Source organism: Roseateles sp. GW821-FHT09H11, from assembly GCF_059415845.1.
In genome coordinates, this window is record NZ_JBWKOA010000008.1 from 293,299 (window position 1) to 317,338 (window position 24,040).

At 69.6% G+C, this 24,040-nt stretch carries 21 protein-coding genes; 11 read left to right on the top strand and 10 right to left on the bottom strand.

The annotated features are described in order from the left end of the window. The first annotated feature begins 75 nt into the window (after positions 1–75). On the top strand, positions 76–951 hold the full coding sequence (locus tag AC07PR_RS25445; RefSeq protein WP_495136952.1) for a DUF707 domain-containing protein: 876 nt from the start codon (positions 76–78) through the stop codon (positions 949–951). An 88-nt stretch (positions 952–1,039) separates the two neighbouring features. Continuing rightward, the gene (locus AC07PR_RS25450; RefSeq protein WP_377159523.1) at positions 1,040–2,152 is read left to right on the top strand and encodes a histidine kinase; all 1,113 of its coding nucleotides are present in this window, start codon (positions 1,040–1,042) and stop codon (positions 2,150–2,152) included. 44 nt (positions 2,153–2,196) lie between these two features. Here the strand turns inward: AC07PR_RS25450 and AC07PR_RS25455 are convergent, their stop codons facing one another. Beyond that, positions 2,197–2,967: an SDR family NAD(P)-dependent oxidoreductase gene (locus tag AC07PR_RS25455; protein ID WP_377159525.1), complete on the bottom strand. Its 771-nt coding sequence runs from the start codon at positions 2,965–2,967 to the stop codon at positions 2,197–2,199. Positions 2,968–3,074: 107 nt separating this feature from the next. Here AC07PR_RS25455 and AC07PR_RS25460 point away from each other — a divergent pair, with 107 nt between their 5' ends. The 4 genes from AC07PR_RS25460 to AC07PR_RS25475 all read left to right on the top strand — a co-directional run bounded on the left by AC07PR_RS25460 (position 3,075) and on the right by AC07PR_RS25475 (position 6,670). Further along, the gene (locus tag AC07PR_RS25460; protein WP_495136953.1) at positions 3,075–4,121 is read left to right on the top strand and encodes a LysR family transcriptional regulator; all 1,047 of its coding nucleotides are present in this window, start codon (positions 3,075–3,077) and stop codon (positions 4,119–4,121) included. A 31-nt stretch (positions 4,122–4,152) separates the two neighbouring features. Then, on the top strand, positions 4,153–5,766 hold the full coding sequence (locus tag AC07PR_RS25465) for a diguanylate cyclase (protein ID WP_495136954.1): 1,614 nt from the start codon (positions 4,153–4,155) through the stop codon (positions 5,764–5,766). Between the two features lie 147 nt (positions 5,767–5,913). Next, complete coding sequence (locus tag AC07PR_RS25470; RefSeq protein WP_495136955.1) at positions 5,914–6,267, top strand: hypothetical protein; 354 nt, start codon at positions 5,914–5,916, stop codon at positions 6,265–6,267. Positions 6,268–6,292: 25 nt separating this feature from the next. Next, complete coding sequence (locus tag AC07PR_RS25475; protein ID WP_495136956.1) at positions 6,293–6,670, top strand: type II toxin-antitoxin system VapC family toxin; 378 nt, start codon at positions 6,293–6,295, stop codon at positions 6,668–6,670. 12 nt (positions 6,671–6,682) lie between these two features. On the opposite strand, the gene AC07PR_RS25480 is transcribed toward AC07PR_RS25475, so the two are convergent. The 3 genes from AC07PR_RS25480 to AC07PR_RS25490 form a co-directional block, all read right to left on the bottom strand. Then, positions 6,683–7,975 carry an RNA polymerase sigma factor gene (locus AC07PR_RS25480; protein WP_495136957.1) on the bottom strand — a complete coding sequence of 431 codons (1,293 nt, stop codon included), beginning with the start codon at positions 7,973–7,975 and terminating at the stop codon, positions 6,683–6,685. Positions 7,976–8,005: 30 nt separating this feature from the next. Beyond that, entirely contained in the window at positions 8,006–8,416 is a 411-nt protein-coding gene (locus AC07PR_RS25485; RefSeq protein WP_377159538.1) for a VOC family protein, read from the bottom strand. Between the two features lie 190 nt (positions 8,417–8,606). Then, positions 8,607–8,972, bottom strand: a complete 366-nt coding sequence (locus AC07PR_RS25490; RefSeq protein ID WP_377159540.1) for a YciI family protein — start codon at positions 8,970–8,972, stop codon at positions 8,607–8,609. 242 nt (positions 8,973–9,214) lie between these two features. On the opposite strand from AC07PR_RS25490, the gene AC07PR_RS25495 reads away from it, so the two are divergent. From AC07PR_RS25495 to AC07PR_RS25505, 3 genes are all read left to right on the top strand, one after another. After that, entirely contained in the window at positions 9,215–10,354 is a 1,140-nt protein-coding gene (locus AC07PR_RS25495; RefSeq protein WP_377159542.1) for a sensor histidine kinase, read from the top strand. A gap of 65 nt (positions 10,355–10,419) precedes the next feature. Then, the gene (locus AC07PR_RS25500) at positions 10,420–11,238 is read left to right on the top strand and encodes a LytR/AlgR family response regulator transcription factor (protein ID WP_495136958.1); all 819 of its coding nucleotides are present in this window, start codon (positions 10,420–10,422) and stop codon (positions 11,236–11,238) included. Between the two features lie 98 nt (positions 11,239–11,336). Next, positions 11,337–12,470 (top strand): GGDEF domain-containing protein, encoded by a 1,134-nt coding sequence (locus AC07PR_RS25505; RefSeq protein WP_483108039.1) that lies wholly within the window; start codon positions 11,337–11,339, stop codon positions 12,468–12,470. Between the two features lie 13 nt (positions 12,471–12,483). Here the strand turns inward: AC07PR_RS25505 and AC07PR_RS25510 are convergent, their stop codons facing one another. After that, positions 12,484–13,731: a nucleoside recognition domain-containing protein gene (locus AC07PR_RS25510; RefSeq protein ID WP_495136959.1), complete on the bottom strand. Its 1,248-nt coding sequence runs from the start codon at positions 13,729–13,731 to the stop codon at positions 12,484–12,486. A gap of 377 nt (positions 13,732–14,108) precedes the next feature. On the opposite strand from AC07PR_RS25510, the gene AC07PR_RS25515 reads away from it, so the two are divergent. Both AC07PR_RS25515 and AC07PR_RS25520 read left to right on the top strand, forming a co-directional pair. After that, entirely contained in the window at positions 14,109–15,404 is a 1,296-nt protein-coding gene (locus tag AC07PR_RS25515) for a hypothetical protein (protein ID WP_495136960.1), read from the top strand. Positions 15,405–15,534: 130 nt separating this feature from the next. Continuing rightward, on the top strand, positions 15,535–16,917 hold the full coding sequence (locus AC07PR_RS25520; protein ID WP_495136961.1) for a hypothetical protein: 1,383 nt from the start codon (positions 15,535–15,537) through the stop codon (positions 16,915–16,917). A gap of 71 nt (positions 16,918–16,988) precedes the next feature. Here the strand turns inward: AC07PR_RS25520 and AC07PR_RS25525 are convergent, their stop codons facing one another. The 5 genes from AC07PR_RS25525 to AC07PR_RS25545 all read right to left on the bottom strand — a co-directional run bounded on the left by AC07PR_RS25525 (position 16,989) and on the right by AC07PR_RS25545 (position 23,795). Next, positions 16,989–17,978: an HD domain-containing phosphohydrolase gene (locus AC07PR_RS25525; RefSeq protein ID WP_377159554.1), complete on the bottom strand. Its 990-nt coding sequence runs from the start codon at positions 17,976–17,978 to the stop codon at positions 16,989–16,991. Positions 17,979–17,982: 4 nt separating this feature from the next. Then, positions 17,983–21,066, bottom strand: coding sequence for an MHYT domain-containing protein (locus tag AC07PR_RS25530; protein ID WP_495136962.1), 3,084 nt, complete (start codon positions 21,064–21,066; stop codon positions 17,983–17,985). A 164-nt stretch (positions 21,067–21,230) separates the two neighbouring features. Further along, complete coding sequence (locus tag AC07PR_RS25535) at positions 21,231–22,013, bottom strand: MetQ/NlpA family ABC transporter substrate-binding protein (protein ID WP_495136963.1); 783 nt, start codon at positions 22,011–22,013, stop codon at positions 21,231–21,233. A gap of 88 nt (positions 22,014–22,101) precedes the next feature. Beyond that, entirely contained in the window at positions 22,102–22,791 is a 690-nt protein-coding gene (locus tag AC07PR_RS25540; RefSeq protein ID WP_495136964.1) for a methionine ABC transporter permease, read from the bottom strand. Continuing rightward, complete coding sequence (locus AC07PR_RS25545) at positions 22,788–23,795, bottom strand: methionine ABC transporter ATP-binding protein (protein WP_377159560.1); 1,008 nt, start codon at positions 23,793–23,795, stop codon at positions 22,788–22,790. The genes AC07PR_RS25540 and AC07PR_RS25545 overlap by 4 nt, the downstream gene beginning before the upstream one ends. Positions 23,796–24,040: the final 245 nt, after the last annotated feature.

Below are 24,040 nucleotides of genomic sequence, written 5' to 3' on the forward strand. Positions count from 1 at the left end.
ATACGTCGCACCGCTTCAATGGGGGGCACCGCGCGGCCGTCGCCGCGACGGTCCCCGCCCTTGTTGGAGCGACCGATGCCGACCCTCTCCCTGCCTGACCGCCCGCGCCGCAATCTCGTGATCGTGCGCGCGGGTGATTGCTCGCTGCATCCGCAGTGGGTGGCCGCACCGCGGCGCAACTTCGATCTGCTGGTGTCGTACTACGGCGCGATCGACGGCCTGCATGCCGACACCTGCGACCTGTACGAGCGCCGCCGCGGACCGAAGTGGCCGTGCCTGGGCGAGCTGCTGGACCAGCAGCCGCAGCTGGCCGAACACTACGACGCGGTCTGGCTCCCCGACGACGACCTGGCGGTGGACACGGCGACGATCTCCCGCATGTTCGATCTCTTCCATGCGCACGGGCTGGCGCTGGCGCAGCCGGCGCTGACGCGCGACTCGTACTTCACCTTCGACACGCTGCTGCGGCAGGACGGCTTCCTGCTGCGCCACATGGGCTTCATCGAGGTGATGGCGCCGATCTTCTCTCGCGACTCGCTGCTGCGCTGCCAGCCCTCCTTCCACCGCAGCCGGATCGGCTGGGGGCTGGACTTCGTCTGGCCGGGCCTGATCGACAACGCGGACCGACGCCGCATCGCGGTGCTGGACGCGACGCCGGTGTGGCACACACGACCGGTGCGGGGCGGCGATCTCTACAAGAACCATCCGGACGCGGATCCGAAGGAGGACGAACGCCGTGTGCTGGCGACCTACGGTCGGGAGGCGTCGCGCTTCTTCGCGAAGTACCAGTTCTTCGGCGGCGTGCGCGAGGTGCGACCGCCGCTGGGACAGCGCCTTGCGCTGGCGCTGCGCGGGCTGAACGCGAAGCGGCGCTGGGCGCGCCGGCGCCGGCAGTTGCTCGAGCGCGGCATCGTGACGACGGAAGGCGGGGAGACGACGGGGACGGTGTGAATCCGGCAGCGCCCTACTTGAAGCAGTAGGAATCGCGCGCACGTCGACCGCGAATGCGCAGGTGTCGTCGGCGCCTCGACTGCATAGAGTGACTGCATCGCCCAACCGGGCTTCCAGCAGTCGAGGTGCATGCATGACGACAGAATCCCATCGCGAGCCGGACCGCCCGCCCGTGGAAGCGTGGCAGGCGCAAGGCCTCTATCCGTTCCCGCGCGAGCCGGAGACGGCGGTCGAGGTGCTGGAGCGCCAACTGTTCGATCAGGCGGCATGGCACCTGTCCCGCTTCCATCCGGTATTTCGTACGCTGGCGCCGGAGGCGATTGCCTTCCAGTTCAGGCTGCTGAGGCAAGCCGTCGAGTGCGGGCCGGAGGAACTTCAGACGTTGTTGACCGAAGTGCTGGACCTTCCCGCCGACGATCGTCGGAGGATGGCGGAGCTGCTCAAGGATGTCTCGTTGTCGTCGGTGATTCGCGAAGCGCACGTGGTCACCGAACGCTTGCTGCTGCTCGACGGCCTGGAAGCGATCGTGTTCGAGCAGGATCTGCAACCGCACGTGAAGGAGCGCGGCGAACTGCACCGGATCGTCGCGCGCAATCCGTGGCTCTTCGGGGAACGCTTCGCGCTGTCCGTGGACAACCGGTCGCTCACGGAGGTGCTGCGCAAGCACCGCGCGATGTTGGGCCACGACGTGCTGATCGATGAGCCGGTCGGCGCACCGGGGCAGAAGCGCGCCATCATCGATCTGATGTTCTCCCGAGCCACGCGGCGCCACCAGCCGTCGACGCTGGAACATCTCGTCGTGGAGCTGAAGGCGCCGCGCGTCAAGGTCGGCCAGGATGAGATCAGCCAGATCTGCGACTATGCGTCGCGTGTGGCGCGAGACGAGCGCTTCCGTTCCGTCGATGCGAGGTGGTCGTTCTGGCTGGTGGCACGGGACATCGAGGAGGGGGTACTCGATGCGACTGAACGTCGGAACCAGATCGCACTGCCCTTTGCGTTCAATCATGCGGTACGCGTCGTGACCTGGGCGCAAGTCATCGACGAGAACCGCGCGCGACTGCAGTTCCTGCAGGAGAGTCTGGACTACCAAGCCAGCCGGCAGGCGGGACTGAAGCACCTGCAGCGGCGTTATCCCGACTGCCTGGGCGAAGTGGTCCAGCGCGCGCAGGAGCCTCAGGCAACTTATGCACGAGCCGGATGATCCGAGGCGAAGGGGCAGCATCGCTGCCGCCTTCGCTCACGCCATCAGACAAACATGCCGCCCGACGCCTCCACGCGCTGCGCGGTGATCCAGCCGTTGTCGTCCGACAGCAGCGAAGCCACGACCGGGCCGATGTCGTCCGGCAGGCCGGCGCGGCCGAGCGCCGTGACCGAGGCGATGAAGCCGTTCACCTCCTTGTTGTCGCGCACCGCGCCGCCGCCGAAGTCGGTCTCGATCGCGCCGGGCGCCAGCGTGTTCACGCGGATGCCGCGGGCACCGAACTCCTTGGCCATGTAGCGGGTCATCACCTCGACGCCGCCCTTCATCGTCGCGTACGCGCCGTAGCCGGGAATCGTGAATCGCGCCAGGCCGCTGGACACGTTCAGCACGCTGCCGCCGTCGTTGATCAGCGGCAGCAGCGCCTGCGTCAGGAAGAACGGGCCCTTCAGGTGCACGCGCATCAGTTCGTCGAACTGGTCTTCGGTCGTGTCCGCCATCGGCGTGTGGACGCCCATGCCGGCGTTGTTGACCAGGTGGTCGAAACGATCGCGCTGCCAGTGCTGCTTCAGGGTCTGCTTCAGCGCCTCGGCGAAGGCCGGGAAGGCGCCGCTGTCGCCGACGTCCAGCTGCAGCGCCGCCGCGCGTCCGCCGAGCGCGCGGATCTCGTCGACCACGGCCTGCGCTTCGCCCTGCTGGCTGCGGTAGGTCACGATGCTGTCGATGCCGCGGCGGGCCAGATGGACGGCCGCATTGCGGCCCAGGCCGCGGCTGCCGCCGGTGATCAGCGCGATCTTGGTGTTGGAGGAAGTGGTCATGGTGAGCTCCTGTTCGGACGGGTTGATCGGATGCAGGAACTTTATTGATCGACGAATGGCGTATAAATCACCTCAGTCTGATTTGACCGTTCGTCCAAGGTGAACAAATGAGCGACGCCAACGTCCTTTCCTCACCGACCTCTGCGGCGCCTGCAGCGACTGCGCCCGCTCCTCCCACGGCGCTGGGCGCCGCGCCAGGCGCAGCGCTGGCCTCGTCGCCGCCGTCCCTGGACACGCTCCAGGTCTTCGTCCGCGTGGCGGAGCTGGCCAGCTTCACGCAGGCGGCGCAGAGCCTCGGCCTGCCGAAGGCGAGCGCCTCGACGGCGGTCCAGCGGCTGGAAGCCAGCCTGGGTACGCGGCTGTTCCACCGCACGACGCGGCGCGTGCAGCTGACGCAGGACGGCCAGGCCTGCTACGAGCGCTGTAAAGACCTGCTGGCCGATCTCGACGACATGCAGACGATGTTCCAGCCGGCGGCCAGCGGGCTGCGCGGCCGGCTGCGGGTCGACATGCCGATGCGGGTGGCGCATGACATCGTCGTGCCGCGCCTGCCGGAGTTCCTCGCGGCGCATCCCGGGTTGGAGCTGGAGCTCAGCAGCACGGACCGGCGCGTGGACCTCGTGCGCGAGGGCTTCGACTGCGTGCTGCGGGTGGGACCGCTGAGCGACTCGAGCCTCGTCGCGCGACCGCTTGGCGGGATGGAGATGGCCAACCTGGCCAGCGCCGGGTACCTGGCCGCCTTCGGCGTTCCGCAGTCGTTGGAGGATCTCGCGCACCATCGGCTCGTCCAGTACGCCACGACGCTCGGTCAACGCTGCCCGGGCTTCGAGTGGTGCGACGCGTCCGGCGCGACGCGCTTCGAGCCCATGGCAGGGGCGCTCACGGTGAGCGATTCCGGCTCGTACACGGCGGCCTGTCTCGCGGGTCTCGGCATCACGCAGGTGCCGCGCCATGGCTTCGAAACGGAGGTGCTGGATGGCCGGCTGGTCGAGGTGCTTCCGCAGTTCCGGCCCGCGCCGATGCCGGTCCACCTGATCTATGCGCACCGCCGGCAGCTGCCTCGGCGCGTCCAGGCCTTCATGCAATGGCTGGCCGACCTGATGGGCCCGCGCCTGTTGCCGCTATCCTCTGCGTCTCCGGCCCCGACGGCCTGAACCGCTGATCACCTTGCGTTCCGATCCCCTCTTGGACCCGCACACCGCCCCTTCCCAGCAAGCCCGCGCCGCGCTGCAGGCCGGTGACGCCGTTGCCGCGCAGGCGCCCGGCGAGGAGTGGCTGCTGCTGGCGCTGGAGGAGGGGGACGACGCGCAGCGTGCGCAGGCGCTGCTGCACCTGGCGCGTTGCGACCGCGTTCTGCACCGGCCCGGTGACGCACGGGAGCGGAGCGAGCTGGCGGCACGTCTGTTCCGGCAGCAGGGCGACGCGATCGGCGAGGCCGGCGCGCTGTCGGTGCTCGCGCACAGCGCGTCGACGGCCGGGCATCACGAGGAAGCGATCGAGGCGGCGCTGCTCGGCCTGCGGCTGGCGCAATCGCGCGGTGACGGCGCGGCGCTGGTGGTGGCGCTGCAGGACCTCGGCGCCTGCCACGTGTGGGCGCGCAATTTCGACAAGGCGGCCGAAGTGCTGCGACAGGCCGCCGACGCGGCCAACGCGTGCAAGCCCCGGCTCAGTCCGCTGATTGCCTGCCTGTGGCTCGCGCTGGGGTCACTCCTTGCCTACGCCGGCGAGCGCGAGCAGCGCGGCCAGTTGCCGCCGCTGGGGCCGCTCGAGGGCCACCTGATCAACGCGCGGCATCTGCTGTCCGAAGGCGATGCCGAGACGCACTGCTGGTGGACGCTGATGCAGACGATGGCGCAGATCTGGAAGGGCGCCACGGCCTACGCGCAGCCGGAGCTGCAGCAGACATTGGCGCAACTGCCGGAGCAGGAGCGCCACTGGCTCGTCGCCTTGGCGGGCTGGGTGCAGGCGGAGCTCGCGTGGGCGCGACGGCTGTGGCCGCAGGCGCGGCGCGCGGCGGCGCAGACGGTGACGGCGGCGGACGCCGTGCAGCATGAGCCGCTGGCGCAGCTCGGCGAGCTGATCGCCAGCCAGATCGAGGAACAGCAAGGGCAGCCGCAACGCGCGCTGCAGCGGATGCGCGCGCTGCGCGAGCGCGAGGCCCGCGTGCGGATCGCGAGCCTCGCGAGCCGCGAGGCGACGGTGCAATGGCAGCTCGACGCGCGCCGCAGCGAGCGCGACCGCGCGCAACTCGCCGACGAGGCGTTGCGGCTGGAGAAGCTGTCGATGGAGGATCCGCTGACGGAGCTGGCGAATCGCCGCAGCTTCGAGGATCACGCGCGGGCGCAGCTCGCGGGCGGCGGCGTGGTGAGCCTGGCGCTGATCGACGTCGACCATTTCAAGCAGGTCAACGACCGGCACTCGCACCTGGTGGGCGATCAGGTGCTGAGCCAGATCGCGCGGCTGATGCGGCAGCATGTGCGGGAGCACGACGTCGCCGCGCGCCTGGCCGGCGACGAGTTCGTGCTGCTGCTGCGCGGCGCGACCGAGGAGATCGCGCAGCAGGCCTGCCGGCGGCTCGACGAGGCGGTGCGCAAGCACGACTGGAGCACGGTGTCCGAGGGCCTGCAGGTCAGCATCAGCATCGGCGCCGCGCAGCGCCAGGAAGGCGACACGCTGGAGACGCTGATGGCGCGCAGCGACGCCGCGATGTACGCCGCCAAGCGCGAGCGCAAGAGCGCCGCGATGGCGGGGACGTGGCTCACCGATGAGAGCGAAGGCGAGGGCGATTCGCCGGATTGATCGTGCGCGCCAACGGCGCGTGTTTCGATCAGATACGCAAGAACCTGCGTGGCGATTTCGCCGAAAAAGAGCTGTGGGTGAAAGTCGACCTGTCCGACTCGTGCAAAGAATGAACGTCTCTTTCGCACCTGCCTGTTAGGAGGCTCCATGCACTCATTCGTCGACGATCCGAAGATCGACGTTCCACATCTGGCTGCGCTCACACCCGTCGCCAACGCTTCGTCAATCAGTCCGCCGCGACCTCTGTCCGAAAGCGCGCAGAGCCACCTCGAATTTCTTCGAGACCTGATCCGCAAGCGGGATGAAGGCAAGATGGCTCCGTGGCCCGAGGATGCGATGGATCCTGAGAAATGGCGTGGGTCGGGGCGACCTGCGCCGGACATGCCAGAGCGCTTGCTTGCTCATTACGCAAAGTATCCAGAGCTGCTTGAGCCCATGCCGGGCGGTTCGGACGTGGTGGCTTGGATTCGGGAGGCGCGCGGTGGTTACTGTGGTGGTTGATGCATGCGTGGCCTTGACTTGGGCAATGCCAGAAGGCGAGAAGGACGTCGATCGCGCCTATTGCGAAAAGGTGGCCGCGATGGCGATTGCAGGTGAGGCGCGCTTGATCGCACCTTATGTGCTGACGGCCGAGTGCGCTTATCAAATCCTGAAACGAGGGCGGGCTGGGAAATGGCGCAGGCCTCGATTCGTCAAGCAAGCGGAGACGATCGAGCTCTACAACATTCGAATCCTTCCCGGACGGGCCCCTTTGACGGAGCATGTGGAACTCGGGCTCGGACTTCACGCGCAGGGTTTCGACGCGCTCTATCTGGATCTGGCCCGCAAGACCGGCGCCTCGCTGGCTACCGTCGACAAAGGCATGAAGTCGGCGGCCAGGCAAGCGGGCGTCCTGTTGCTCTGACCCGCAGGGGCCTCAGTGCCCCTGCTCCCTTGCCCGTTTGAGCAGCAGCTCCCGCTCGCGCTCATTGCCGGTCATCGCGGCGGCGCGTTCGAATTCCTCTTTGGCCTCGGCATTGCGGCCGAGCTTGGACAGCAGGTCCGCGCGCACGCTGGGCAGCCAGTGGTACTGCTTCAGCGCGGGCTCTTCCATCAGGCGGTCGACGATCTCCAGACCGACCGCGGACCCGAAGGCCATCGACAACGCTACGGCGCGATTGAGTTCCACGACCGGTGACGGCTGCCGCACCGCGAGCGCCTCGTAGAGCGCCGCGATGCGCGGCCATTCGGTGTCCTCGGCGCGACGTGCCCGCGCGTGGCAGGCCGCGATCGCCGCCTGCAGCGCGTAGGGTCCCAGGCCTTGCCCATCGTCCAGCTCGGCGGCCAGGCGGTCGGCCGCTTCCAGCGCCGTCAGGCCGCGTTCGATAGCCGCCGCATCCCATGTCGACCGGTCCTGCTCCAGCAGCAGCACCGGCTGCCCCTGCGCATCGACACGCGCCGCGGCGCGTGAGGATTGCAGCTCCATCAGCGCGAGCAGGCCGTGCACCTCGCTCTCCCTCGGTGCGAGCTTCACCAGCATGCGCGCCAGCCGCAGCGCCTCGTCGCACAGGTCCTGGCGGATCCAGCGCTCGCCGCTGGTGGCCGCGTAGCCCTCGTTGAAGATCAGGTAGAGCACCTCCAGCACGGCGGCCAGCCGCTCGGTCAGCGCCTCGCCGCGCGGCAGCTCGAACGGCACGTTCGCCTCACCCAGCGTGCGCTTCGCGCGGACCAGCCGCTGCGCCACCGTCGGCTCCGACTGCAGATACGCGCGGGCGATCTCGCCCGTCGTCAGGCCGGCCACCATCTTCAGCGTCAACGCGACGCGCGCTTCCAGGCTCAGCACCGGATGGCAGGCGCAGAACATCAGTCGCAGCACGTCGTCGCCGATCTCGCGTGCCGCGCGGTCGTCGTCCAGGCGCTCGACGAAGTCCGGCACGATCATCGCCTCGCGCGCGTCGAGCTCATGGCCGAGCTGCTCCAGCTTGTCGCCGCTCAGCTTCACGTGGCGCAGCCGGTCCAGCGCGCGGTGCTTGGCCGTCGTCATCAACCACGCGGCGGGCTTGTCCGGCAGGCCCTGCCTCGGCCAGGTCTCCAGCGCGGCGACCAGCGCGTCCTGCGCCAGCTCCTCCGCCAGCGGGACGTCGCGCGTCAGCCGCGACAGGGCACCGATGATCTTGGCGGACTCCTGCCGCCAGACGGTCGTGATCGCGCGATGGGTCTCGTCGGTCATGCGCGCGATGGTACGCGCGCGCGCTCAGCCTCAGGCGCCGGGGAACTGCGTGATGTCCATGTACATCAGCTCCCAGATGTGCCCGTCCGGGTCCGCATACGCCTGCGAGTACATGAAGCCCATGTCCTGCGGCTCGCGCGGCACGGTGCCGCCGGCGGCCAGGGCCTTGGCGATCAGCTCGTCGACCTGCGCCTTGCTCTCGCAGGACAGGCAGGTCAGCACCTCGGTCGTCGCATGCGCGTCCGAGATCCTGCGCGGCGTGAAGGTCTGGAAGAACTCCTCCACCAGCAGCATCGCGTAGATGTCGTCCGAGATGATCATCGACAAGGCCTGCTCGTTGGAGAACTGCGGATTGAACTCGTAGCCCATCGCGCCGTAGAAGCGCTTGCTGCGCTCGACGTCCTTGACGGGCAGGTTCACGAAGATTTGCTTGTGTCGCATGGGGGAACTCCTCGAGGGGTGTGAAGTCGTCGGGCCCGTGCGGGTGGATCGGTGGTCGCATCGTGCCCTCCTGATGGCGGCGCTCCGCTTCCGGAGCGTCCACACTGGCACGACGACGCAGCCCCGCCGGTTTCGACAGGACGCGACGCGATCCTGGCAAAAAACTTCGGGGAGTCCTCGGGAGGCGGCCTCAGGCCTTCGACTCCGCGTAGCAGGGGACCAGCGAGCGGACCTCCACCGTGCACCATTCCGCCGCCGGGCATTCGCGGGCGATCGCGAGCGCCTCCTCGCGGGTCGTCACGTTCAGCCAGAAGAAGCCGCCGACCATTTCCTTGGCCTCGGCGAACGGGCCGTCGATCGTCGTCATGCGACCGTCGCGCTTGGCCACGCGGGTCGATCCGTTGACCGACTGCAGCGATTGCGCCGCATGGAGCAGCCCCTTCGCCTGGAGCTGCCCGGCGTAGGCGGTCATGCGGTCGTAGGCCTCGCGGCCTTCCTCCGGCGTGCGCGCCTCGCGCTGGCCGACAGGTTCGTTGATCAGCAGGATGTAGCTCATGCGGGTCTCCGTGGAATGCGGGCGGAATGCCGGGGAAGGCGGACTTGGCGGGAGTCGACCGGATCTGCGGGCAAGTTCTGCGGGCTATTGGACACCACGTGCCCCCGGCACTGTCAAAGGTCAGGGCATGAGGGGCCGGCGATGGGCCCGTCCACGCCGCCCGCCGTCGATCCGCCCGGCGCGCTGTCGATCCGTCGTTTCCCCGGGCCGGGCGGCCACGGCGGCTCCCTACACTGCGCCGCATGACTCCCGCTCCCTCCCGGCCCCTCTGGCGTGACGCCCGCCGACTGCGCGCCTCCTGGCATGCCTGGCTGAGCAACGACGTCCAGCCCAGCGGCCCCGAATGGCTGCAGTGGGTCTGGACGCTCCTGTTCTCCTGCGCGCTGGCGGTCGGCTTCACGGTGCTGGGCTTCCTCCTGAACGCGCGCTCCGCCCGCTGGACCGATCCCGCGATGTGGGCCTGGTGGTACTGGAAGAACGTCGTTGTCTGCGTGACCATCGGCCTGGTGATCCAGACGCTGTTCACGATCCTCGTGCCGCTCTTCGGCGGCCGCGCCCGCATCCGCGCCTGGGCGGACTGGAAGCGCACGGTGTTCTTCTCCGCCGTGCCCTTGCTGGGCGTGCTGATCGGCTGGGTACCGGGCATGTGGATGGCGGGCCTGGCGAACTGGGTGCGGATGGACTGGTCGCAGGGCGGGAAGATCATCGGCATCACCTCCGCGCTCTCGCTGTGCATCACCTTCGCGTTGCACCACTGGTTCGCGTCGAGGCACCGGCAGCTCACCGCCGAGCGCCGCGCCACCGAAGCGCAGCTGCGGCTGCTGCAGGGACAGATCGAGCCGCACTTCCTGTTCAACACGCTGGCCAACGTCCACTCGCTGATCGACTACGACGCGCCCAAGGCCAAGGAGATGCTGGGCGCCTTCACGGCCTACCTGCGGGCGTCGCTCGGCGGCCTGCGTCGCGAGACCGGCCCGCTCGACGACGAGCTGTCCCTCGCCACCGCCTACCTGACGGTGCTGCAGACGCGGATGGAAGACCGCCTGCGCTTCGAGATCCACGCCACGCCCGAGGCCCGCGTCGTGCCGCTGCCGCCGATGCTGCTGCAGCCGCTGGTCGAGAACGCGGTCCATCACGGGCTCGAGCCCAAGATCGAGGGCGGCACCGTGCGCGTCGATGCCGCGCTGAGCGGCGGCTTCCTGGTGATCGAGGTGCGCGACGACGGCGTCGGCCCCGGCGCCTCCCGCCGCACCGGCAACGGCATCGCGCTGGCCAACCTGCGCGAGCGCCTGATGACGCACTACGGCGACCGCGCGTCGCTGACCCTCGTTCCCGCCGAGCCCGGCTGCCGCGTCACGCTGCGCGTGCCGCTGGACACCTGAACGCTTGAACGCTTGAACGCTTGAACGCCCGACGGCCTGACTCACTTCTTCTTCCCATGCCGACCATGACCGCACCCACCGCGCTGATCGCTGACGACGAACCCCACCTGGCCCGCGCGCTCGCCGCGCAACTGACCGCCGTCTGGCCGGAGCTCGACATCGTCCACATCGCCCGCAACGGCCAGGAGGCGGCCGAGCAGATCGCGGCGTTGCAGCCGGACCTGGCCTTCCTCGACATCCAGATGCCGGGCCTGACCGGACTCGAGGTCGCCGAGGGCATCGAGGGCGCGACGCGTGTCGTCTTCGTCACGGCCTATGACCAGTACGCGGTGCAGGCCTTCGAGCAGGAAGCGATCGACTACGTGCTCAAGCCGGTGGAGGCGGAGCGGCTCGGTCGCACGGTCGAGCGGATCCGCCGCGCGCTGGCGAAGCGGGACGCGGGCGCGGCCGGCGCGGCCGGCGCGGCCGGCGATCACGGCGAGGACGGCGTGGACGCGCGCCTGCTCGCCGCGCTGCAGCGCCTGCACGCGCCGGGCAGCGCGCTGGCGAGGGCGGCGGGGCCGCTGCGCTGGGTGCGCGCGACGCAGGGTGACCTGATGCATCAGGTCCCCGTCGACGAGGTGCTGTTCTTCCGCGCCGACGACAAGTACACCTGCGTGCAGACCGCGACGACCGAGTACCTGATCCGCACGCCGATCCACGAGCTCGCCGCGCAACTCGATGGCGAACGCTTCTGGCAGGTGCACCGCTCGACGATCGTGAACCTGGACCATGTGAGCGGCACGCGCCGCGACGATCTGAGCCGGCTGTTTGTGCGCGTGCGCGGCCACGCGAGCGAGCTGCCGGTCAGCCGCGCGTACGTGCATCTGTTCAAGTCGATGTAGGCCACCGGGCGGTTGGCGGCCTGCTGGCGGGCGGTGGCGGGCCGCGGCGGCGAGGCGGCCGAGGTCCCGTCACGGGCGCCCCCTACACTGGCGGGCACATGCAGCTCGATCCCCGCTCGATCACCGTCATGACCGCGCTGATGGCGGCGATCATGGGCGGCGTGCTGCTCGGCGTGCGGCGCAACTATCCGCCGACGATCCGCGGATTGCTGCCCTGGGCGCTGGCGCCGATGACCTGCGCGCTCGCCGCCGGCGTCTACGCGCTGCAGGGACTGCTGCCGGAATTCCTGGTGGCGCAGACCGGCAACGTGCTGCTGCTCACGGGGTGCGGCCTGTTCTATTTCGGCTCGCAACGCTTCTTCGGACAGCGCGTGACCTGGCGCCTGTGGGGCGCGATCGCGCTGCTCAGCCTGGCCGTGCTGACCTGGTTCCTGGTCTGGCCGGACTACCGCGTGCGCATGGTCGTGTTCACCGGGACGATGACGGCCTGCGTGCTGGCGCATGCGCGGCTGGTCCTGCGGGACGGCCGCGGTTTCGCGGCGCGCCTGATCGGCGCGACGCTGCTGCTGCAGGCGGCCGTGCTGGTGCTGCGCGGTCTGGCGACGTTCTGGGTCGATGGCGCGCAGTCCTCGCGTTTCGCGATGACGGCGGTGCAGACGAGCTACATCGCGAGCTATTGCTTCAGCGTGCTGCTGTTGAGCGTGGGCGTGCTGCTGATGGCCAGCGAGCGCGTGCGCGAGGAATTCGAGCTGCTCGCCACCCGCGACGCGCTGACCGGCGCGCTGACGCGTCGCGCGCTGCTGCAGGCCGGCGGCGAGGAATTCGATCGCTGGCGCCGCTACGGGCAGCCGCTGTCGCTGCTGCTGCTCGACATCGACCACTTCAAGCTGGTCAACGACCGGCACGGTCACCAGGCCGGCGACCGGGTGCTGGCCGGCGCGGTGGCGGTGATGCGTGAGCAACTGCGCGTGACGGACCGGCTCGGTCGTTATGGCGGCGAGGAGTTCGTGATCCTGCTGCCGTCCACCGATGCCGAGGCCGCGCATGCCTCGGCCGAGCGCGTGCGGGCCGCGCTCGCGACGCACGCGCCGGAACCCGGCATCCCGCCGTGCACGGCGAGCCTGGGCGTGGCCTGGGCGCTGCCGGGGGATGTCAGCCTGGACGCGCTGCTCGCGCGTGCCGACGCGGCGCTCTATCGCGCCAAGGCGAACGGGCGCGATCGCGTCGAGTGATGCGGGCGCCGCCTCACTTGAAGAAACAGTACCCCACCACGATCGCGCCCACGAGGCCGACGAAATCCGCGAACAGGCCGCAGGTCAGCGCGTAGCGGGTCTTCTTGATGTTGACGCTGCCGAAGTAGACGGCCAGCACGTAGAAGGTGGTCTCGGTCGAGCCCTGGATGATCGCGGCGAGCTTGCCCTCGAAGCTGTCGACGCCGTAGGTCTTGAGCACGTCCACCATCAGGCCGCGCGCGCCGCTGCCCGACAGCGTCTTCATCAGCCCGACCGGCAGCGCCGGGACGAAGTCGGTCGGCAGGCCCAGCGCGCCCACGCCGGCGGCGATGCCGCGCACGACGAACTCCATGCAGCCCGTCGTGCGGAACACCGAGATCGCCACCAGGATCGCGATCAGGTAGGGAATGATCTGGATCGCGACGCCGAAGCCCTCCTTGGCGCCTTCGACGAAGGACTCGTAGACGTTGATGCGGCGCCACGCGCCGACGGCGACGAACATCACGATGATGCTCAGGATCACGCCGCTGCCCAGCACGCCGATGTACTGCGACATCACCTCCGGCGGGTAGCTGTGCAGCCAGCCGAAGACGCCGGCCATGATCGCGATGAAGCCGCCGACGAACACCAGCACCGGCACGCTGAACAGGTTGATGCGCTGCACCCACGCCACCGCGATCAGCCCCGACATGAACGAGATGAAGGTGGCGATCAGCGTGGGCAGGAAGATGTCGGCCGCGTTGAACCCGACCAGGCCCTGGTCCACCGCCATCGCCTGCCGGATCGCGATCACCGTGGTCGGGATCAGCGTGATGCCGGCGGTGTTCAGCACCAGGAACATGACCATCGCGTTGCTGGCGGTGTCCTTCCGCGGGTTGAGCTCCTGCAGCTCCTTCATCGCCTTCAGGCCCAGCGGCGTGGCGGCGTTGTCCAGGCCGAGCATGTTGGCCGAGAAGTTCATGACCATCGAGCCGCCCGCCGGATGGCCGCGCGGCACCTCCGGGAAGATGCGGCCGAAGAACGGGCCCATCGCCCGCGCGAACAGCTGGATCACGCCGGCGTTCTCGCCGACCTTCATCAGGCCCAGCCACAGGCTCATCACGCCGACCAGGCCGAGCGAGATGTCGAAGCCGGTCTTGGCCGTGTCGAAGATGCCGGTCAGCACCTGCGTGAAGATGGTCAGGTCGCCCTGGACCAGCCGCGCCAGCGCGACCGCGAAGCCGATCAGGAAGAACCCGATCCAGATGAAGTTGAGCACCATGGGCGCGCATTATTCCGGCCCCGCGCGCGCCGGGCCGAGGCGACTGGGGATTGCGAGCATCACCTTGTGAGGGCGGGTCATAACCGCCGCGGGAAAGGACGGGGAATCACGTCGGGCGGACGGCGGACCGCCGCATCCGTCGCGCGCACGACATCGGCACACCTGGGGCCGGCGAGCCCGATGCCGGGCAGTCGAGGGCCGAGGTGACCCTGCTCGCGGTCATTGAGCCGCGAGGGCGGTCTTCGAAGAATGGCCTGGCCCTTCCTGTCGTCGAAGGGCTGGAGACCGTCATGTCGATCCTTTCCTGCTGTCGAGGGCCCGCCGGCCCGATCTCCCACGCCAGGCGCCCCGGCCTCCGCCGCGGACGCGGACCTTGGATGCTCGGCGCCCTGCTGGGCACGATCCTCGCCGCCGAGGCGGCCGCGGACGCACCGCGGCGTCCCGCGCCGTCCGCGACGCTCTACCAGGTGCCCTTGTGGGTGCTGGGGCGGGACCATTGCTCCGCGACGCAGATCTCGCCGCGCGTGGCGTTGACGACCTACGCCTGCGCCGTCGGCGCGTTGTCCCCCGCGGGCGATGGACGCGTGCAGCTCACGCAGCGCGTCAATCGGCGGCCGTTGAGCGGGCGCCTCATCGAGGATCGCCTGCTGAGCCACGCGCCTCCGGCAGGACTGCAACTGATCCTGCTGGACGAACCCCAGTCCTGGGAGCCGTTGGGCACCACCGGCGCGCCGATCCCGAGCTATCGGCGCGAGCGGGAACTGCTGCGCGATCCGGCCGCGCCCAGCCCCGCCCGGTGGGAGGGCACGCGCCTCTATGCCTACGGACCCACGCCGACGCGGGCCGATCGCACCGACACGCCCATGTTCATCCGGAGCTATCACGGCGTGATGGGCTCGGGCTTTCGATTCGGCGATGAGGTGAACGTGCCGCTGACCTACCGCTCGCTGGCCTTCCACAGGAAGACTGAACCGGCGCGTTTTGACGCTGCTCCCGGGACGGCTGTCAGCGGCGTGGACACCTTGGGCCCGGACGTGACGGCGGCCTTGCACGGCCGCGATGACGTGTTGCGCGCCGACCGCTGGCTGATCCCGCTGGTCGGAACGGCGGCGGACGGCATCACCCGCACCGGCCGCCCGATGCCCTTGCCCGGTCAACCGGCCGTGCTCGACGCGCCCTTCATCGGCGCCAACCAGGGCGCCGGCCTGATGGCGACGCGCGCCTCGCCCGTGGACGAGTACTACCTGCCGGGGGCGCTCGTGGGTCTTGTGGCCGCGCCGGGCACCTTGCATCCCCGTCTGGCGCTGCATTGGCCGGAGGTGCACCGGGTGATGCTGGCTCAGGGACTGCGGGCCGATGCCGCGCATCTGGCGCGGCAGGTCCTGGATGCCAGGCTGCCGTGGAACGGCAATGCCGAAAGCGGAGCACCGGGCGAAATCTTCGAGAGCGAGGATTCCCGGACCGGCGCGACGAGCTTCTATCGACTGAAGGCGCGGATCCCGGAAGGGTCCTACTGGTGGTTGCCGAGGATCGGGAACGACAGCGATCCGTGGTGGGAGCCGCTCGGCACCGCGCTGCCGACGCGTTGGCGCGTCCTGGGCTGGCGCGCGCCGCAGTCGGGCCGCGCGCCGGAAGTCGACGACATCCCTGCCGAGGATGCCACCGTGCCATGACCTCGACCGGGAGGAGACCTGACCCCGGTCGGTCGACGCGGGTCGCGGTCCGGCTCAAGCTCATTGGGCCGGCGCGACCGACTTCGAAGAATGGCCAGACCCTTCCGGTGTGGAAGGGGTGGAGTGCCTCATGAATGATCGTCTGTCCCGGCCCCGTCGTGGCCTTGCCCGCTGGCTGCTCGCGATGCTGCCGCTGACCGGCGCGGGCGGCGTCGGCGCCAGCGTCACCACCGGCGTCAACAGCGGCGCCCACATCGAGATGCCGCCCGCCTGGCTGCTCAGCAACATGCATTGCTCGGCGACGCTCATCACGCCGCGCGTCGCACTGACGGCGCAACGCTGCGTCGAGGGCTGGCCTCACCACAGCTTCCGTCACCGCGGGACGGATCAATGGCAGACGGGCGTGGCGGTGACGCATCCCCGTCAGCTCGGGCCGCTGGGCGATGTGGCGCTCGTCCTGTTCGACGCGCCGTTCGGCGGCGGCATGCCGACCACGGTCCCCATCCCCAGCTATCGCCTCGAGCAGCGGCTGCTCTCGGATCCGGTGCCGATGACCGGCGAACGCATCAGGACGACCCTGGCGGTCTACGGCCAGGATCACGATCCCGGAGGCGTCTGGACCTCCGCGCGCCGCAGGACGAGGTATGTGGCCGACACCGAGATGCCCCTCATCCATCGATCCTTTGCCGGGATTCGCGCCTGGAGGACCTCGGATGACCTCTACCGGCACTTCTTCTTCCCCTACAGCTACTTCTGGCAGTCGGCGGCCAGCGGCCTCCATGCGTCGCTCTATGAGACGCCCGCCACTCAGGGCGGGCTGGCGTTCAGCGACAGCGACACCGACGACCTGATCGTGGGCCTCACCGGGCACACGGCCGGCTGGGGCCGGTTCGCGGTGTCGCCCATCGATGCCGGCGACCGGGGCGGCGCCATCCTCGCGACCCGGCAGGTCGGCGAATGGCTGGTGAGCACCGTCTCGGGCACGGTCGTGCATCCGCGGCTGAGCGCCTATTGGCCCTGGGTCTACAGGACGCTGATGGCCCGGGGGATGCGCGACGACGCGGTGCAGCTGGCGAGGCAGGTGCTGGGCACCGGCCGCTGGGGCGACAACGATCACCGCGGCACCCTCGGCGACATCCATGTCTACGAGAACCCGTACAACGGCGATGTCGAGTTCTTCCGGCTGGCGGCGTTCAACTGCGAGGGCCGCTACTGGTACTTCTCCCCCGGCAAGACGGACAACCTCCACTGGGAATACCTCGGGACGGATCTGCCGGACAAGCTGCAGGCGACGACGCCGGTTCATGCCTGGGGCGAGAACGATTTCCGGGGCACCGTCGGCGATGTCTTCATCCATGCCAACCCGTACTCGAATCGCGTCGAGTATTTCCGCTTGAAGGCACTGGACAGCGATCAGCGCTACTGGCTGTTGCCGAGGGACGCCGGCGACACGTTCTGGTGGACCTATCTCGGCACTGATCTGCCGACGCGGACGCTCAGGTTCGTCGAGTGACCGTGACGTCGCCCGGAGATTCCGCGCGCGCCGACCCAGGCTCAGGCTCAGGCTCAGGCTCAGGCGTGGGGTCAACTCTCGAGGAAGCGCTCCCGCACTTCCAGCACCTGCGGCAGCACGCCGATGAAGAGCTCCACCAGCGCCGGATCGAAGTGCCGGCCGGCTTGCGCGCGCAGGTGCTCGACCGCCCGCTCGATCGGCCACGCCGGCTTGTAGGGCCGGATGCTGGTCAGCGCGTCGAAGACGTCGGCGATGGCGACGATGCGGGCCTCCTGCGGGATCGCCTCGCCGGCCAGTCCTTCCGGATAACCGCTGCCGTCCCACTTCTCGTGGTGCGTCAGCGCGATGCGGCGCGCCAGGCCCAGCAGTCCGGTCGTCTGGTCGCCGAGGATCTCGGCGCCGATGGCCGGGTGCCGGCGCATCACCGTCCACTCGGCCTCGGTCAACGGACCCTGCTTCTGCAGGATCGCGTCCGGAATGCCGAGCTTGCCGACGTCGTGCATCGGCGCGGCATGCAGCAGATCGTCGGCCTCCCGGTCGGTCCAGCCCGCGGCCAGCGCCAGCAGGTGGGCGAAATGGCTCATGCGGACGACGTGCCAGCCGGTCTCGTTGTCCTTGTATTCCGCCGCGCGGCCCAGCCGCTGCACGATCTGCAGCCGCGTCTCGCGCAGCTCGTCGGCGCGCACCAGCGACAGGTGCGTGCGCACCCGCGCGCGCACGACCGGGGGGCTCACCGGCTTGGCGATGTAGTCCACCGCGCCGGCCTCGAAGCCCTCGGTCTCGTCGCTCGAATCGGCCAGCGCGGTGACGAAGATCACCGGCGTGCGCTTCGTCGCCGGCTGCGACTTCAGCACCCGGCAGACGTCCAGGCCGGACATGCCCGGCATCATGATGTCCAGGAGGATGAGCTGCGGGGACTCGCTCTTCGCGAGCTCCAGCGCCTTCTGCCCGTCGCGCGCGAACAGCAGCCGGTAGTCGTCCTGCAGCACGTGGCGCAGCACCTGCAGGTTGGCCGGCTCGTCGTCGACGAGCAGCAGCTTGGGGCGGTGGTCGGCGATCACGTCGTCATCCTCGCGCGCCCGAGGCCGCCGACGAGGCGGCGCTCAGTTGCCTGCGCAGCGACTGCAGCAGCAGCACCGCCGCGTCGAAGTCGAAGTCGTCCAGCGCCTGCGCCAGCGGCGCGATGCGCTCGGCGCCGAAGGCGGTGCGCAGCGCGGCCAGCGATTCGTCGTCGAGCTCGCTGCGCTTGAGGGCCGCCGCCAGCCGATCGATCAGCGTCTTCTTCTCGCGGATCTCCTGCGCCACGGCGACCGCCGCGGCCGACGGCTCCGCCATCGGCATCGGCGCGCTCGCGGCAAAGCCCGACGGCGTGCCGTCCAGCTCCACGATCGCGTCCAGCGTGTGCTGCAGCGCCATCGCCAGCGTGTCGACGAGCGCCATCAGATCTTCCTGCCGGCCCAGCCGCAGCGCCGATTCGACCGGCTGCGCCGCGGCGAGCAGTGCCGGCATCGCCAGGCTGCCGGCCACGCCGCGCCAGCGATGCACCAGCCCGCGCATCTCGATCCATTGCCGGCTGTGCGTCAGCTGATGCAGCCGCGCGACGCCGTCGCGCTGTTCCTCGGCGAAGCGGCGCAGTCCGCGCTGCCACGCGGTCACGCTGCCCCACAACCGCAGGCCCTGCTGCCAGTCCAGCGGGCCGGCCATCGCGCCCGCGACGCGGGCATCGATCGCATGGCGCGTCGTCGGCACCGGACCGGCGAGGGCCGGCGAGCGGCCCGGCGTCAGGCCCAGCACGCGGGCGATCTCGGCGAACAGCCGCGCCGGGTCCAGCGGCTTGACCGCGAAGCCGTCCATGCCGGCGGCCAGCGCCGCCTGGCGGTCTTCTTCCAGCACACTCGCGGTCAGCGCGACGACCGGCGTGTGGCCGCGACCCTGCGCATGCTCGAAGTTGCGGATCCGGCGCGTCGCGCCCAGCCCGTCCAGCCCCGGCATGTGGACGTCCATCAGTACCGCGTCGAAGCGTTCGTCGGAGAAGGCCTTCAGCGCCTGCAGCCCGTCCGAGGCCAGCGTGACCTGATGGCCCTCGCGGCCCAGGATGATCTGCAGCAGCTCGCCGTTCTGCGCCACGTCGTCCGCCACCAGCAGGCGCAGGGGCGGCAGCGTCACGGCCACCTCGGTCGCGTCGGACTCGGCGCGCGCGGCGTCGCCCGCCGGCAGCGGCAGCCAGACGTGGAAGGTGCTGCCCTGGTCGACCTCGCTCTCGACGGTGATGCGGCCGCCCATGCGCTCGACCAGCTGGCGCGAGATCGTCGTGCCCAGCCCGGTCCCGCCGAAGCGGCGCGTCGTCGAGGCGTCGGCCTGCGCGAAGGCGTCGAAGATCCGGTCCAGCCGGTCCGCGGCGATGCCGATGCCGGTGTCGATGACGGCCAGGTGGATCTGTCCGCCCTCCTGGCGCATGCGCAGCGTCACCACGCCCCGCTCGGTGAACTTGATGGCGTTGCCGACCAGGTTCAGCAGCACCTGCTGCACGCGCAGCGGGTCGCCCTTGAAGAAGCGCGGCTCGGCGCCCGGATAGTCGAGGTGCAGCGCCAGGTTCTTGCGTTGCGCCAGCAGCCGCAGCGAGTCCAGCGCCTGCTCGCAGACGGTGCGCAGCGAGAAGTCCACGACCTCCAGTTCCATCGCGCCCTTGTCGAGCTTGGCGGTGTCCAGGATGTCGTTGAGCAGCGACAGCAGCGAACGCGCGGAGCCCCGCACCGTCGTCAGATGGCGGCGCTGCGAGTCCGTCAGGGTGGTGTCCAGCAGCAGCTCGGTGAAGCCGAGGATGGCGTTCATCGGCGTGCGGATCTCATGGCTCATGTTGGCCAGGAAGGCGCTCTTGGCCGCGGCGGCGGATTCGGCGCGTTCCTTGGCTTCCTCGAGCTGGCGCTGCAGGCGCTTGGGTTCGGTGATGTCGAGGATCACCCCGTCGATCCACTGCGCCGCGCCGCGGGTGTCGCGTACCGCGCGACCGCGCTCGGACACCCAGCGTTCGCCGGCTTCGCGGGTGTGGACGCGATACTCGATCGAATACGGCGCATCGGCGGCCACGGCGGTCTCGACCGATGCGTTCACGCGCTCCTGGTCGTGGCGGTGGATCAAGGCGGCGAAATGCTGCCGGCCCTCCAGGAAGTCCTGCGCGGGCCAGCCGGTCAGTTCCTCGACGGCGTCGTTGATCAGCAGCATCGACCAGTTCTCGTCCATGCGGCAGCGGAAGGTCACGCCGGGGCTGTTGGCGATGACGGTGCGGTACTTGGTCTCGCTGTCGCGCAACGCCTGCTCCATCGTGAGCATGCGGCGGCGCTCGTCCATCAGGTCGGTGTTGAGACGGCGCAGCGCCAGCAGGCCGTTGGCGCCGGCGGTGATCGCGCTGATGGCCAGCGCCATCACGGTCACGGCCAGGGCGAGCCAGCCCGCGTTCTCGACGCTGGTGTTGCAGGGGCCGTCGCCCAGCCCGACGAAGCGCGCCGCGCCCATCGCCGTGTAATGCATGCCGGCGATCGCGCAGCCCATCACCAGGCCGCCCAGCGCGATCGCCCAGTGGCGGTGGATCCGGCCGGCCAGGCCGAAACGGATCCACAGCGCCAGCATCGCCAGCAGCACCGCCACGACGATGGAGGCGGCGAACCAGACGGGGTCGTAGCGCAGCGCGAGGGACATCTCCATCGCCGCCATGCCGGTGTAATGCATCGTGCCGATGCCGGCGCCCACCAGCACGCCGCCGACGACCAGCCGCCAGCCGTTGAGCTGGTGACGGGCCAGCAAGGCCAGCGCGACCCAGGACGCGATCACCGCCGGCACCATCGAGATCGCGGTGATGTGGGCGTCGAAGGCGACCTGCGCGCACAGTTCGAACGCCAGCATGCCGATGAAGTGCATCGACCAGATGCCGCCGCCCAGGGCCAGCGCGCCGGTGGCCAGGATCGCCTGGCGGCGCCAGCCCTTGGCCGGCTTGGCCACGCCCGCGACCTGCAGCGCCAGCGCCGAGGTCAGCGAGGCGACGGCCAGCGACAGCAGCACCAGTGGCCAGTCGTAGCGGCCGGTGAGCAGCAGCGTCGGGGCGCCGTCGCGGAACAGGAAGAACTGCGGCAGGACCGCGAGGAGGTCGGACACGGAGGGGGCAGGTCGTGCGCTCGCGCGAGCGCACGACCCGGGCATGGGAGGAGGGCGCCATGGTGCCAAGAAGCGGCGTTCGTCATACGGCACAAATGCGCGACTACTCGCCCGCAAATGCAAACGCCCCGCGAATGCGGGGCGTTTAGCGGAGCGTCCGGAAATCAGAAGGCGGGGACGACCGCGCCCTTGTACTGCGTCTGGATGAAGCGCTTGATCGCCTCGGTCTGCAGCGCGGCGGCCAGCTTCTTCACGGCCGGGGCGTTCTGGTTGTCGTCACGCGTGACCAGCCAGTTGGCGTAGGGCGACTCGCCGCCCTCGATCGCCAGCGCGTCCTTGGACGGATTCAGCTTCGCCTCCAGCGCGTAGTTCGTGTTGATCAGCGCCAGGTCGACCTGCGGCAGGATGCGCGGCAGCGTGGCGGCCTCGATCTCGCGGAACTTCAGCTTCTTCGGGTTGTCGGCGATGTCCTTGGTCGTGGACAGGATGTTGGCCTTGTCCTTGAGCTTGATCACGCCGGCCTTGTCCAGCAGCAGCAGCGCGCGGCCGCCGTTGGTCGGGTCGTTGGGGATGGCGACGGTGCCGCCCTCGGGCAGCGCGGCCAGGGTCTTGTGCTTGGTCGAGTAGGCGCCGAAGGGCTCCACGTGCACGGCGGCGACGGCGACCAGGTGCGTACCCTTGCCCTTGTTGAACTCGTTCAGATAGGGCTTGTGCTGGAAGAAGTTGGCGTCCAGGCGCTTCTCGGCGACCTGCACGTTGGGCTGGACGTAGTCGGTGAAGACCTTGACCTCGAGTTCCACGCCTTGCCTGGCCAGCTCGGGCTTGACGAGGTTCAGGATCTCGGCGTGCGGCACCGCGGTGGCGGCGACGGTCAGCTTCTCGGCGGCGGCGGTGCCGGCGGCCGCCAGGGACAGGGCCGCGACGGCGGCGGTGAACAGCTTCTTCATGGGTAGAACTCCTCTGAGGGAACGGTGCCGCGCGCCTGCTTGGGGCGCCCGGCGATGGAAGGGGGAGGCGGGGTGCGGGTCGACGTGACTAGCGATGGGAGACGCGGGTCACCAGCCAGTCGCCGAACATCTGCAGCAGTTGCACGAGCACCAGCAGCAGCACGACGGTCACGACCATGACCTCGGTCTGGAAGCGCTGATAGCCGAAGCGGATGGCCAGATCGCCCAGGCCGCCGCCGCCGATGACGCCGGACATCGCCGTGTAGCCGACCAGCGTGATGGCGGTGACGGTGAGCGCGGAGACGAGACCGGGCAGCGCCTCGGGCAGCAGGCCCTGCCACACGATCTGGCGTGTGCTGGCGCCCATCGCGAGACCGGCCTCGACGATGCCGCGGTCGACGCCGCGCAGCGCGGTCTCGACCAGGCGTGCCAGAAAGGGCGTCGCACCGACGACCAGCGGCGGGATGGCGCCGGCCACGCCGAGCGAGGTGCCGGTGACCAGCAGCGTGAACGGGATCAGCACGATCAGCAGGATCACGAAGGGCAGCGAACGCAGCACGTTCACGACGAAGGACAGCAGCGTGTACACCTTCGGGGAGGACACCAGCCGGTCGCGGTCGAACAGGTAGAGCGCGATGCCCAGCGGCAGGCCGAGCAGCGCGGTGAACAGCAGCGAGCCGCCGAGCATCAGCAGCGTGTCGCCGCCGGCGGTGGCGATCTCGGGCCAGTCGATGGCCTTCAGCGTGTCGAGCAGGGAAGGGGGGGTGGCGAGGCTCATGCGCGCAGCTCCTCGACCTGCACGCCGCGCTCGGCCAGCAGCTGCCGCGCCGCGGCGTGATCGCCGCCGCTGACGGCGATGGTCAACTGTCCATAGGGCTGCTTCTTGATCCGGTCGATGCGGCCGGCCAGGATGCCGAAGTCCAGATTCGCGTGACGGGCGACTTCGCCCAGCAGGGGCTCGTAGGTGCGTTCGCCGAAGAAGGTCAGCCGCCAGAGACTGCCCGCGACATGCGCGTAGTCGTCGCGCTGCTCGCCTTCGTCGACGTGTTCTGCGGCGAGGACGAAGCGCTTCGCGGTGCCCGAGCGCGGATGCAGGAAGACCTGCGCGACGGGACCCTGTTCGACGATGCGGCCACCCTCTAGCACCGCGACCCGGTCGCAGACGCGGCGGACCACGTCCATCTCATGCGTGATCAGGACGATGCTGAGCTTCAGCTCTTCATTGAGCTCGGCCAGCAGGTCCAGGATGGAGCGCGTGGTTTCGGGGTCGAGCGCGCTGGTGGCCTCGTCGCACAACAGCACCTGCGGGTCCAGCGCCAGCGCGCGGGCGATGCCGACGCGCTGCTTCTGTCCGCCGGACAACTGCGCGGGGTACTTGTCGGCCTGGTCGGCCAGACCCACCCGGGCCAGCAAGGCCTGCACCCGCGGGGCGATCCGGGCCGCCTCCCAGCCGGCGATGCGCAGCGGCCAGGCGACGTTCTGCGCGACGGTGCGCGAGCTCAGCAGGTTGAAGTGCTGGAAGATCATCGCGATCTTCTGCCGGGCGGCACGCAGGCCGGCGGCGTCCAGCGCCTGCAGGTCCTGGCCGGCCACCACCACGCGGCCGCTGTCCGGCCGCTCCAGCAGGTTGATCACCCGCAGCAGCGTGCTCTTGCCAGCGCCCGACGCGCCGATGATCCCGAACACCTCGCCCGATTCGATCTTCAGATCCACGCCCTGGAGCGCCAGAACGCGGCGACCCTCGACGTCATACGATTTGTGCAGGCTTTGAAGTTCGATCACGGAAAAATGAAGGACGCTAGCGGCAGGTGACACCCGTTGCCGTCGTGCGCCTCTCTTTGGGGCGGAAACCGTGATGCTTAGGGATTACCCGGCGTTTGGCAAGCAATCAATGCTTATATGCATATGCCGGGGTGGGGAATCTGCTGAATTCGTATAACGGGAAGGGAGCTTTCAGCGTCCATGCCCGGGGGCCGCTTCGGTGTTGGGCGAATATCCTTCGGCGGTTCGGGCGTTGGCCGCCGAGG